Origin of the sequence: Streptomyces sp. NPDC096311 (assembly GCF_044763085.1) — a bacterium.
In the GTDB taxonomy this organism is placed as follows: Bacteria; Actinomycetota; Actinomycetes; order Streptomycetales; family Streptomycetaceae; genus Streptomyces.
The window spans coordinates 13,431-26,703 of sequence record NZ_JBIWFN010000015.1; the positions used below are offsets into that span (position 1 = coordinate 13,431).

Consider the following 13,273-nt stretch of genomic DNA (forward strand, 5'->3'; position numbering starts at 1 on the left):
GTCGCGGCGCTCATGTGGTCCTTCCTCGGCCCGGAGCGAGCGCGTCGATCCACGCGCGCACGGCCCGGGCCGTCGTCGGGGCGTTCTCCTCCAGCACACCGAGATGGCTGCCGGGGGCGTCCACCGTGTCGTGGGGGAGCGGCCAGGACGACCGCCACCGTTCCGGCATGTCCGGCAGTGGCTCCAAGGCGCGCACCAAGAGGGTGGGAACCTGCGTGGGTCGAGGGTCCCAGCCGCGGAACATACGGGTGTACGCGCCCAGCGCCAGCAAGGTCAGATCGTCCACCGCGCTGTCGAACCGCTCGCCGACGGCCGCGGGGATCCGGGCGGGCATCGCCAGCAGCCAGGGCTCGGCTTCCAGTTCGGGGGTGACGTGGTACGAGTCCACCAGCACGAGTCCGGCCGGGGGCGCGCCGTCGGCTGCCAGCCGGGCGGTGAGCGCGTGGGCGGCCGAACCGCCCATGGAGTGGCCCACGACGACGTAGGGGCGATCGCCGAGGTGCCGTCGGACGGTCGTGGCGTGCAGTGCGGCCAGCGTCTCCAGGTCCCGCGCCACGGCGACTCCGGTGTCGACGCCGGGGTGGCGCAGTTCGAAGACGTCCCGCTCGCCGTCGAAGGGGGCGGCGAGCCCCCCGTACCAGGGCCGACCGAGGTTGGTGGCGAAGCCGGGAACGCAGACGAGTGCCGGACCGTCCGCTCCCGAGGCCAGTCGCAGCGGCGGTATCGCGTGCAGGGCACTCTCGTCGTGGCCGAAGGTGGGTGCGGCGAGGGACGCGCTCACGAGGAGGTGCATCGCGGAGACGACGTCGCCCGTCTCGCAGACCCGCCGGTAGAGGGTCGGCAGCGACCTGCCGGTTGCGCGCCGGCGCTCAACCGTCGGGACGTCGGGGCGGGTCGGTTCATGACGCCGATCGCCCTCCGGCGGCCCGGCGGCAGCGGCGTCGTCGGCCAGGGCGCCACTCAGTTCGGCGTACACGTGATCCGCGAGCCGCTCCGCGCTCGGCCAGTCGTACGCGACGGTGGCCGCCAGCGGGATCCCGGCGAGCAGGCTCAGCCGGTTGCGCAGCAGGACGCTCATCAGCGAGTCGAGACCCAGCTCCGGGAAGTCCCGGTCGACGGCCTCGACCTGCGCATGCCCGAGCACCGTGGCGACCTCGGCCCGGACCAGTTCCACCAGGGCGGGCGCCCGCTCGGACGACGGCAGTGCCGCGAGGCGCTCCCGCCAGGCCCCGGCGACACCCTCCGACTCCACCACCCCCTCTTCCCTCCCGCTCACCACTCCGTCAACCGCCGCGGACGAGGCCGTCGGCCGGGCAGGGCGCAGCAGCCCCCGCAGCGGCGGCGGAACCGGTGTCCCGGCGGGCAGCGCTGCCGGCGAGCGGTCCAGCGGCAGCGGTGCGAGGACCGGCTCCGGGCCGCCGAGCGCTGCGTCGAACAGTGCCAGTGCCTGTTCCGGGGAGACCGCGCGCACCGCCCCGCCGTGTACCCGGCTCGCGCGCGCCGCCATCCCGTCGTCGTCGGCCCAAGGGCCCCAGGCCAGGGACTGCGCGGGCAGGCCGAGGGCGGTGCGGTGACGGGCGAGTGCGTCCAGGAAGGAGTTCGCCGCCGCGTAGTTGGCCTGGCCGGGATTGCCCAGCAGCCCGGCGGCCGAGGAGAACAGGACGAACTGCGACAGCGGCAGATCCTTCGTGAGCTCGTGCAGCTGCCAGGCCGCGTCGGCCTTCGGCCGCAGTACGGCCGCCAGCCGCTCGGGGGTCATCGCTTCCAGCACGCCGTCGTCCAGGACCCCGGCCGCATGCACCACGGTGCTGAGGTCGGGCCCGAACCCCTTGATGAGGGAGGTCAGTTGATTCCGCTCGGTGATGTCACAGGCCACCAGGTCCACCCGCGCCCCGGCGCCTTCGAGCGCAGAGCGCAGCGCCTGCGCCCCCCGCGCCCGCTCTCCCTGTCGGCTGACGAGCACGAGATGCCGTACGCCGTGCCGATCGACCAGATGCCGGGCCAGCAGCGCGCCCAGGGAGCCGGTGCCGCCCGTGATCAAGACGGTGCCCCGGCCGAGGGAGCCGTCCGCCGCCGACCCGGGAGTGGTCACGAGCCGAGGGACACTCAGCAAGCCGTCCCGGATGGCCAGTTGGGGTTCGCCCGTGCCGAGGGCGGCAGGCAGCAACCGTAGCGACTCGGGCCGGCCGTCCACATCCACGAGCGTGAGGCGACCGGGGTACTCGGCCTGCGCGGCCCGCAGCAACCCCCAGACCGTCGCGACGGGCAGGTCCGGCGCCGCATCGGCGGCGCCACGCGTGACCACGGCCAGCCGCCCGGAACCGGCGAGCCGCGCACGCAGCGGATCCAGTGCCCGTACGGCCAGCGCGTGGGCCGCGGCAGCGGGGTCGGTCCCCTCGTCGGCGCGGGCGGACAAGGACATCACGACCACCTCCGGAGGGTCCGCAGACCGGGACGTCGTGTCCCGCTGCGGCAGGAACGCGGCCAGCCCCAGGTCGTCGGGTTCCTCCACCGCGACGGCCGGTCCCTCACCGACAGCCGGAACGCCGGTCCACCGCAGCCTGTACAGCTTTCCGACCGGGGCGACACCCGCCTTCGGCACGGGTCGGGTCGTCATCGACTCCAGCCGGGCCACGGGTGCACCCGAGGGCGTGGCGAGGTCGAGGCCGACCGTGTCCGGGCCGGTGGTCCTGATGCGCACGCGCAGCGCCGTGGCCCCGGCCGCGTGCAGCGTCAGGCCCTGCCAGGCGAACGGGAGCCGGGCCGGTCCGCGGGGCGGCTCGGCAAGCAGTCCCGCATGCAGGGCGGCGTCCAGCAGCGCCGGGTGGAGGGCGTGACGCCTGGCCTCCGGGAGCGACACCGGGCCGACTTCGGCGAACAGCTCCTCGCCTCGCCGCCACAGGGCCGTGACTCCACGGAACGCCGACCCGTACGCGAGACCGGTGGCGGCCAGCCGTTCGTAGGCGCCGGTGAGATCCACGGGCGTGGCATCGGGCGGCGGCCACACGCCGAGCGGGGCCGGCCGCTCCAGCGCACCCGGAACCGCGGGTCCGAGCCGACCGGTCGCATGGTGCGTCCAGGCGCCGAGCGCACCGGACTCCTCCGGCCGCGCGTACACGTCCGCCGTGCGCCGCCCGGCACCGTCCGGCTCTCCCAGGGCCACCTGGACCTGGATCCCCTCGTCGTCGGCGACGGGGAGGAAGAGCGGGGTGAGAAGGGCGAGATCCTCCAGTACGGCGACACCGCACGCGTCACCGGCGTGGAGCACCAGGTCGGCGAACGCGGCCCCGGGCACCAGGGCGTGGCCGCCCACGACATGGTCGCGCAACCACGGCTGGGCCGCGCCGGACAGCCGGCCAGCGCACAGCACACGCTCCGTGCCCGGCACGGTCACCGGCTGGGTGAGCAGCGGATGGCCCGCACCGGCTGCCGCGTCGGTGGTGGGCTCGGACAGCCAGTAGCGCTGCCGCTGGAAGGGGTAGGTCGGCAGGTCCACCCACCGGGCGCCGCTGTGCGCGTACACCCGTCGCCAGTCCACCGGCACACCGTGGACATGGAGTCGACCGAGCGCGTCGAACAGCGTCCGCGGCTCCGGGGCGCCCCGCCGGGCGGCGGCCGTGAACAGCGGGTCCTTGCCGCTCTCGGCCAGAGCCGTGGTGGCCTGGGTCGTGAGGTGCGCGTCCGGCCCGATCTCGGCGAACGCGGTCACCCGCCCGTCGTACGCCAGCCGGCGCAGGGCGTCCCCGAACCGCACGGCCTCGCGGGCGTGCCGTACCCAGTACTCGGCCGACCGCAACTCCTCTCCGGCGGCCGGGCGTCCCGTCAGCCCCGACACCACCGGAATGCGGGCCTGACCGTACGTCAATCCGCCGACGACACGGCCGAATTCGGCGAGCATCGGGTCCATCAGCGGGGAGTGGAAGGCATGGCTGACCCGCAGCCGGACCGTGCGGCGCCCGAGCGCGGCGAAGCGCCGGGCGAGCGCGAGGACGGGCTCCTCCACGCCGGAGACCACGACCGCCCGCGGGCCGTTCACCGCAGCGATGGCGGTCCCGCCGGTCAGCTCGCCGGTCACCTCCGCCTCGGTGGCGTCGAGCGCCACCATGGCTCCGCCCTCAGGCAGCTCCCGCATCAACCGACCGCGGGCCGAGACCAGTTCGACGGCGTCCCGCTCCGACAGGATGCCCGCGGCGTGTGCCGCCGCCACCTCGCCGATCGAGTGACCGGCCAGGAAGTCCGGCCGTACGCCCCAGGACTCCAGCAGTCGGAAGGCGGACACCTCGAAGGTGAACAGGGCCGCCTGGGCGAAGTCCGTACGATCCAGCAGCGCGCTCTCGGCGGTGTCCCAGAGGACCGAGCGCAACGGGCGTTCCAGATGCGCGTCGAAGAGGCCGCACAAGGCGTTGAAGCTGTCGGCGAAGACCGGGAAGGCCTCACACAACTCCCGGCCCATTCCTGGGTGTTGGGCTCCCTGACCGGTGAACAGCAGGGCCGACCGGCCGGCGGAGTCCGTCGGCCGGGACGCGGCGGTCGCCGCCAGGGCGTCCAGGGCACTCAGCGTCCCCGCGCGGTCGTCGGTGGCGACGGCGGCTCGGTGGGGGAGTGCGGCCCGGGCGGTGGCATGGGTGAACGCCACGTCGACCAGGGCGAGTTCGGGGCGCTCTCGCAGTACGGCCGCGGTCCGTGCGGCCTGCGCCCGCAGCGCGGCCGCATTCGCGCCGGTCAGGAGCAGCGGCGGTGTCGCCGCGCCGCGCCGGGAGGGTGCTGCGGCGACCGTGCCCGCCTCGGGCTCCTCCAGGATCACGTGCGCGTTGGTCCCGCCGATGCCGAACGCCGACACCGCCGCCCGTCGGGGCCGCCCGGGCTCGGGCCGCCACTCCTCGTCCCGGGTCAGCAGCCGTACGGCGCCCGACGACCAGTCCACCCGTGGCGACGGTTCGTCGGCGTGCAGCGTGCGCGGGAGCCGCTCGTGGTGCATCGCCAGTACGGTCTTGATGACCCCGCCCACCCCGGCCGCCGCCTGGGTGTGTCCGACGTTCGACTTCAACGAGCCCAGCCACAGCGGACGTTGGGCGGCCCGGTGCTGCCCGTACGTGGCCAGCAGCGCCTGCGCCTCGATCGGATCGCCGAGCGCGGTGCCCGTGCCGTGCGCCTCCACCGTGTCCACGTCCGCCGGAGACAGTCCCGCGTCGGCGAGGGCCGCGTGGATCACCCTTTGCTGCGCGGGCCCGTTGGGGGCGGTCAGCCCGTTGGACGCACCGTCGGAGTTGACGGCCGAGCCGCGCAGCACGGCCAGGACCGGATGACCGTTGCGTCGCGCGTCGGACAGCCGTTCCAGCAGCACCAGCCCCACACCCTCGCCCCAGGCGGTGCCGTCGGCCGCCGCGGAGAAGGGTTTGCAGCGCCCGTCCGGTGCCAGCCCGCGCAGCCTGCTGAACGCGATGAACGGGCCGGGCGAGGCCATGACCGTGACCCCGCCCGCGACGGCCAGTGAGCACTCGCCGTCGCGCAGGGACCGTACGGCCGTGTGCATCGCCACCAGCGACGACGAACACGCGGTGTCCACCGTCACGGCGGGCCCGCGCAGCCCCAGCGTGTAGGCGATCCGGCCGGAGGCGACGCTGCCCGCCGAACCGAGGGCGAGATGGGCCTCCAGTTCGTGTCCGCCGCGCTGCAGGAGGCGGCGGCCGTAGTCGGCGTGCATCACGCCGATGAAGACACCGGTGTCGCTGCCGCGCAGCCCGGACGGGTCGAGGCCCGCCCGTTCCAGCAGCTCCCAGCCGGTCTCCAGCAGCAGCCGTTGCTGAGGGTCGGTGGCCAGTGCCTCGCGCGGCGACATGGTGAAGAAGGCCGCGTCGAAGTCGGCCGCCCGGTGCAGGAAGCCGCCCCTGCGGGTGAGGGAGGTGCCGGGCCGGTCGGGGTCGGGATCGTACAGGTCGGCCGTGTTCCAGCCACGGTCGGTGGGGAAGTCCGAGGTCGCGTCGGTGCCGTCCGCGACGAGCCGCCACAGGTCCTCCGGGGACTCCACGCCCCCCGGATAGCGGCACGCCATGGCCACGACGGCGATGGGCTCCCTGGGTTCCCCGGGCCGGACGCGGGGTCCGCCGCCGGATGTGCGCGCGGCGGCGGACCTGCGGTCGCCGTGCAGCTTGTTGCGCACCAAGGCCGCCGCGGCAGCCGGCGTGGGATGGTCGAACACCAGGGTCGCCGGCAGCTCGAGACCGGTCGCCGTGCCCAGCCGGTCGCGCAACAGCACACCGCCGAGCGAGGTGAGTCCCTGTGCCGTGAAGGGCAGTGCGGGATCGAGCGACTGCGCGGGGACGTCGAGGGCGCGGGCGGTCTCGTCGAGTACCAGGTCCAGTACGGCGTCGGACGCGGCCGTCAGCCGCTCACGCAGCGTCGAGGACGCGGCCGCGCGTTCGGTGGCGAGCCGCTCCGTCAACTGCTCGGCGAGCGCCGGCCGGAGGATCTTGCCGGAGGGCGTACGGGGGATGACGGGGGTCGGGTAGATCTCGTCCGGCACCTTGAATCCGGACAGCCGCTCCCGGCAGTCGGCGAGCGCCCGCGCCGTGTCGAACCCGTCCGGTCCCGGGACGACGAAGGCGACGGGCACCTCGCCCAGCACGTCGTGCCGTCGGCCGACGACAGCGGCGTCGGCGATGTCGGGACGGGCCAGCAGCACATGTTCGACCTCGGACGGGTTGATGTTCTCCCCGCCCCGGATGATGAGTTCCTTGACCCGGCCGGTGACATGGAGATGGCCGTTGGCGCCGAGCCGGCCCAGGTCCCCGGTGCGGTACCAACCGTCGGAGAACGCCTTCGCCGTCGCGTCCGGACGATGGTGATAGCCCGTCATCAGTCCGGGGCCGCGGACCCAGATCTCCCCGTCGGTCCCGTCGGTGACCTCGGCACCGGTGGACGGATCGGTCAGCCGCACCGAAAGCCCCGGCAGCGGAGGTCCGCTGGAGGCGTCGTCACGGGGTCCGTCGAGCCGCTGGACCGCGATCTTCCCGCAGGTCTCCGTGGAGCCGTAACCGTCGAGCAGGGGAGCGGCCAGGACACGGCCGACCTCCGCCTTCAGCTCAGGGGGACAGGGTGCGCCCCCGGTGACGCACAGGCGCAGCGACGAGGACACCGGGGCCGCCGTCTCCCGCAGCGACTCCAGCAGAAGGCGATAGGTGGCGGGCACCCCGGCCAGAAGGGTGAACGGCTCGGCGGCCAGCGCCTGGGCGACGCTCGCACCCGGGGCGAGGAGGCGCGCGCTCGCACCGACCGCGATCACTCCCATCAGGCACAGCGAGTGCGCGAAGGCGTGGAACATGGGCAGGGGCCACAGCAGTCGGTCCTCCTCCCGCAGCCCGTGCGCCGGCACGTAGGCCGCCGTCACCGACCACAGGGCGGCCCGCTGGGTGGAGACCACGCCCTTGCTCTCCCCGGTCGTGCCCGAGGTGTAGAGAATCCACGCCGGATCGTCGAGACCGAGGTCGTCCCGGGGCGCCACACCCGGATCCGTCCCGGCCAGGTCCTCGAAGGCGAGCGCGTCGGCGGGCAGGTCCTCGATGGCGAACGGGTCGACGGGCAGATCGCCCGTGCCGACGACGGCCACCCGTAACTCGGGCCGCCCGGCCGCCAGTCGGGAGACCCGGGGGGTGAGCGACTCCTCGGTGATCACCAGGACCGCGCCGCTGTCGTCGAGGAAATACCCCAGCTCCTCGCTCGACGCACCGGGGTTCAGCAGCACGCCGATGGCCCCGGCCCGCAGCACCCCGAGACAGCTCTCCACGAGCTCCACCCGATTGCCCAGATGGATCGCGACCCGCTCCCCGCGCCGCACCCCGAGCCGCGCCAGATGCCCTGCCAGCCGACCGGTGCGCTCCTCCAACTCCCGGTAGGTGACGGCGCGGCGGCCGTCCTCGTAGGCGGTCCTGCCTCCCCGCCGAGCCGAGTGCTCCCTCAGAGTGCCGGCCAACGCACGCATCAACTCGCCCTGGAACTCGGTCATTTCCCACCCCCAGGACTTCGACCGCAGACCACTCGCCGTAACCGTACGTCAGCCGAACCCCCGTTCAGCAGCGCTGCGATCTGGCGGCGCGTCGGCCGCCGCTCCACACCATCCCGCCTCCGACGTTCTGGAGGCGGAGCCTTCTTGTTCAGTCCGAGCCCGGACCGGCGATGCGTTCGACACGCGGCTCGGCGAGCCTGGCGTAGTCCGCCCCGGACATGGCCAGCGAACGATCAAGGCGGGCGGCGTTGAAGTAGAGGCACGGAAGCGCGACGACGTCGGGATCCGCGACGAGTTCGAGTGCGGGGTCGAAGCTGAAGGGCAGAACGGTGCCGGGGACGGCATGGGCCAGTCGCTCCGCCGTGGCGGCGTCGCAGAATCCGACGTAGCGGGCCGCGAACAGCGTGCGGATGGCGTCGAGGTCCACACGCCGGTCCCCGGGGACGACCGCGAGCACGTGGCGAGTGACCCGCCGGTCGATCTTGACCATCAGGACGAGGCACTTGGCGGCTTCGGACACCGGGTGCCCGCGCAGTGCGCTGACTGTCTCGGTGGTGCCTTCCGGTTCGTGGTCCATGAGTTCGTACGAGGTCGCGGTGCTGTCGAGCAGGCTGATCAGACGCTCGTAGGTGCCGTTGTCCGGCATGGGGACTCCTCGATGTGAGTGGTGCGGTGGGTACGTTCGATGTGCTGTCCCCAGTACGTTCCGGTGACCATGAGCGCGGCGCCGAGGGCGGCGAGGACGGTGAACCCCTCGCCGCCGAGGCAGACGCCCACCACGACCGCCCAGACCGGTTCGGTGCCCAGCAGCAGACTGGCCCGGCTGGCAGAGCTCTTCTGCACCGCCCAGGTCTGGGCGAGGAAGGCGAACACGCTGCAGAACAGGGCGAGATACACGAGCTGGCCCCAGACCGCGGCATCGACCCGAGTCAGCGTCGGCAGGGCGCTCGCGGCGGGCACGACGAACAGCGCTGAGCCGACACCCGTCTGGACGGCCGTGAGCTGCAACGGCCGCACGACGCGGCCCTTCGTGAGCCGCCCCACGAGCGCGACATGCGCCGCGCGCACCACCGCGGCGGCGAGCATCAGCAGGTCGCCGGTCCCGGGAGTGTGGAAGCCGCTGCCGGACATGAGCAGGGTGACGGCCATCAGGCACACACCCGTGGCGGCGAAGAAGCGCGGAGGCAGCCGTCCGTTGTCCGTCGTGCGGTCCAGCAGCGGGGTGAGCACGATGGTGAGGCTGATGATCAGTCCGGCGTTGGCCGCGCTGGTGTGCGCGACACCGTACGTCTCCAGAACCAGGACGGCGGCCTGAGTGGTCCCCAGCACAGTCCCGACACGTACTTCGTCGCGCGTGCAGCGCTCCTTCCGACGGCGGGCGGCGACGAGGGCGAGGCAGGCGATCGCGGAGATCGCGTACCGCGCGAACAGCACCACCAGGACCGGCAGGGCATGGGTGGCGGTCTTCGCGGCCAGGTAGCTGGAGCCCCAGACGATGGCGACAAGGAGAAGCACTGCGTCAGTGCGGCGGGTGTGGAACACGCCCCTACGCTGCACTGTTCCCACCCTGAAGCCAAGAGCGATGTTCTTCAGCGAACCTGAAGCATCACTACACTGAGCACGTGAATGAGCGGCAGTTGCAGATCTTGCGGGAGCTCGGCGAGTCGGGAAGCGTCACCGCCACCGCCGAGGCGCTCTTGATGACCCCTTCGGCCGTCTCCCAGCAGTTGCGGCTGCTGCAACGCTCGATCCGGGTCCCTCTCACCGAACGTGACGGCCGACGGCTGGTGCTCACCGATGCCGGGCAAGCCCTGGCCCGTGCCGCGATCGAGGTGGAGACCGCGATGGCCACGGCACGGCACGCGATCGACGAGTTCGTCGACCAGCCGGACGCAGGCGTATCGGTGGCGGCCTTCCACAGCGCGGCCTCCGCGTTCTTCCCGCTCCTGCTGCTCGGCCAGGCAGGACCTGGACGCCCGCGGCTCTCGCTCGCCGACGAGGACGTCGCGCAGGACCACTTCCCCGGACTGACCCGGGACTACGACCTCGTGCTCGCCCACCGTCTCGACCAGGCGCCGCCGTGGCCGGACACGGTCACCGCCGACACGCTGTTGCGTGAACCACTGGACGTCGCCCTGCCGGCCGGCCACCCCCTGACCACCAAACGACGTCTGACCCCGCGCGACGTCGCGGACCAACCCTGGATCACCGTTCACGACGGGTTCCCGCTCATGGCCACCATCGACGCCATAGCGAGCGCCGCGAACCGACGGCTCGACATCGTCCATCGCATCAACGAATTCTCCGTGGTCGCCGAGGTCGTCGCCGCCGGAGGTGGCCTGGCCCTCATGCCCCGCTGGACCACGCGCCCACACCCCGCACTCGTCCTCAGACCTCTCAGCGGCGTGCACACCCGGCGCCACATCGACGTGCTCCACCGCCCCGAACGCGCGGCGCGAAGAGCCGTACGCACGGTGCTCACCGAACTCCACCGGGCAGCGGCGACGATCCAGCGGCGGGACGGCAGCGCGGTTCCGGCGTGAAAGCGACGCCCGCGACCGGACCGGTCAGGATTCGAGAAGCGCCGACGGGCGAGCCGCGGCTAGCGTGACGGCCAGGTCGGCAGCGACCGCCACCGCGAACGCTCCGACGCGGGAAAGTGCAGACGTTACCCTCGGAGCTGGCCAGATCCAGCCAGGCGACGCCGGCGGAGTCCGCGAAGGCGGCCCCACTCGACAGATGGAGACATGATGAGCATGGCCCCGAGGGCGGACACGCAGTCGCCTGCGCCGCACGTTGCCGACAGCCACGATCTGATCCGCGTGCACGGCGCGCGCGAGAACAATCTCAAGGACGTCAGCATCGAGATCCCCAAGCGCCGGCTGACGGTGTTCACCGGCGTGTCCGGCTCGGGCAAGAGCTCGCTGGTGTTCGACACGATCGCCGCGGAGTCGCAGCGACTGATCAACGAGACGTACAGCGCCTTCGTGCAGGGCTTCATGCCGACGCTGGCGCGGCCTGAGGTCGACGTCCTCGACGGACTGACCACCGTGATCACCGTCGACCAGCAGCGGCTCGGCGCCGACCCCCGCTCCACGGTCGGCACCGCCACCGACGCCAACGCGATGCTGCGCATCCTCTTCAGCCGACTCGGCAAGCCGCACATCGGCTCGCCCAAGGCGTTCTCCTTCAACGTCGCCTCGATCAGCGGAGCCGGCGCGGTCACCATGGAGCGCGGCGGACAGACCGTGAAGGAGCGCCGCAGCTTCAGCATCACCGGCGGCATGTGCCCGCGCTGCGAGGGCCGTGGCTCGGTCTCCGACCTCGACCTCACCCAGCTCTACGACGACTCCAAGACGCTCTCCGAGGGCGCGATCACCGTCCCCGGCTACACGGGGGGCGGCTGGAACTCACGGCTCTACAGCGAGTCGGGCTTCTTCGACCCGGACAAGCCGATCCGCAAGTTCACCAAGAAGGAACTGCACGACTTCCTGTACCGCGAGCCGACCCGGATGAAGATCGCGGGCATCAACATGACCTACGAGGGGCTGATCCCGCGGATCCAGAGGTCGATGCTCGCCAAGGACAGGGAGGGCATGCAGCCGCACATCCGGGAGTTCGTGGACCGGGCGGTCACCTTCACCACCTGCCCCGAGTGCGACGGTACCCGGCTCAACGAAGGGGCCCGGTCGTCGAAGATCAAGCGGATCAGCATCGCCGACGCCTGCGCGATGCAGATCAGCGACCTGGCCGAGTGGGTCCGCGGTCTCGACGAGCCGTCGGTGGCGCCGCTGCTCACCGCGCTGCAGCAGACCCTCGACTCGTTCGTGGAGATCGGGCTCGGCTATCTTTCGCTCGACCGGCCGGCGGGCACGCTGTCCGGCGGCGAGGCGCAGCGCGTCAAGATGATCCGCCACCTCGGCTCCTCGCTCACCGACGTCACCTACGTCTTCGACGAGCCCACCATCGGCCTGCACCCGCATGACATCCAGCGGATGAACGACCTGCTGCTGCGGCTGCGGGACAAGGGCAACACGGTGCTCGTCGTGGAGCACAAGCCGGAGACGATCGCGATCGCCGACCATGTCGTCGACCTCGGCCCCGGCGCCGGTACGGCGGGCGGCACCGTCTGCTTCGAAGGCACCGTCGAGGGGCTGCGGACCGGTGGCACCATCACCGGCCGCCACTTCGACGACCGGGCGGCCGTCAAGGAGACGGTGCGCAAGCCCACCGGCACGCTGGAGATCCGCGGCGCGCGGACGCACAACCTGCAGGGCGTCGACGTCGACATCCCGCTCGGGGTGCTCGCCGTCGTCACCGGCGTCGCCGGATCCGGGAAAAGCTCGCTCGTGCACGGCTCGATCCCGGCCGGCGAGGGCGTGGTGTCGGTCGACCAGGCCGCGATCCGCGGCTCCAGGCGCAGCAACCCGGCGACGTACACCGGTCTGCTCGACCCGATCCGCAAGGCGTTCGCCAAGACCAACGATGTGAAGCCGGCCCTGTTCAGCGCCAACTCCGAGGGCGCCTGCCCCACCTGCAACGGCGCCGGCGTCATCTACACCGACCTGGCGATGATGGCCGGCGTCGCGACCACCTGTGAGGAGTGCGAGGGGAAGCGGTTCCAGGCGTCGGTGCTCGACTACCACCTGGGCGGCCGCGACATCAGCGAGGTGCTCGCGATGTCGGTGACCGAGGCCGAGGAGTTCTTCGGCGCCGGTGAGGCGGCGACACCGGCCGCGCACAGGATCCTGACCCGGCTCGCCGACGTCGGCCTCGGCTACCTGACCCTCGGCCAGCCCCTCACCACCCTCTCCGGCGGCGAGCGCCAGCGCCTCAAGCTGGCCACGCACATGGCGGAGAAGGGTGGCGTCTACGTCCTCGACGAGCCCACCGCCGGCCTCCACCTCGCCGACGTCGAGCAGCTGCTCGGCCTGCTCGACCGGCTCGTCGACGCCGGCAAGTCGGTCATCGTCGTCGAGCACCACCAGGCGGTCATGGCGCACGCCGACTGGATCATCGACCTCGGCCCCGGCGCCGGCCACGACGGCGGCCGCCTCGTCTTCGAGGGCACCCCCGCCGACCTCGTCGCAGCCCGCTCCACCCTCACCGGCGAACACCTGGCGACCTACGTCGGCCCCTGACACACGCCCTCGCTCGACGGTGCTTTCGACACCAGCCCCTGATCACGCAGAAGGGATGCCCGGCTGGATCGGCGAAGACCCGCCATCTGTCCCCACCCGGCTGGTACTCCGGCTTGGACACGCCCCACTG

5 protein-coding genes are annotated in these 13,273 nt (G+C 72.5%); 2 read left to right on the forward strand and 3 right to left on the reverse strand.

Annotation, left to right across the window (positions count from 1 at the left end; translation table 11 throughout):
- Positions 1–10: 10 nt before the first annotated feature.
- The 3 genes from ACIRA5_RS33555 to ACIRA5_RS33565 form a co-directional block, all read right to left on the reverse strand.
- Entirely contained in the window at positions 11–8,002 is a 7,992-nt protein-coding gene (locus tag ACIRA5_RS33555) for an SDR family NAD(P)-dependent oxidoreductase (RefSeq protein WP_403697282.1), read from the reverse strand.
- 148 nt (positions 8,003–8,150) lie between these two features.
- A complete protein-coding gene (locus tag ACIRA5_RS33560; protein WP_403697285.1) occupies positions 8,151–8,648 on the reverse strand; it encodes a YbaK/EbsC family protein in 498 nt (165 codons plus the stop codon).
- Positions 8,618–9,544 (reverse strand): DMT family transporter, encoded by a 927-nt coding sequence (locus ACIRA5_RS33565; RefSeq protein WP_403697288.1) that lies wholly within the window; start codon positions 9,542–9,544, stop codon positions 8,618–8,620. Before ACIRA5_RS33565 ends, ACIRA5_RS33560 begins: the two co-directional genes overlap by 31 nt.
- 80 nt (positions 9,545–9,624) lie before the next feature.
- Between ACIRA5_RS33565 and ACIRA5_RS33570 the strand changes: the two genes are divergently transcribed.
- Positions 9,625–10,545 (forward strand): LysR family transcriptional regulator, encoded by a 921-nt coding sequence (locus ACIRA5_RS33570; protein ID WP_403697291.1) that lies wholly within the window; start codon positions 9,625–9,627, stop codon positions 10,543–10,545.
- Between the two features lie 207 nt (positions 10,546–10,752).
- Positions 10,753–13,143 (forward strand): ATP-binding cassette domain-containing protein, encoded by a 2,391-nt coding sequence (locus tag ACIRA5_RS33575; protein ID WP_403697740.1) that lies wholly within the window; start codon positions 10,753–10,755, stop codon positions 13,141–13,143.
- The last annotated feature ends 130 nt before the right edge of the window (positions 13,144–13,273 follow it).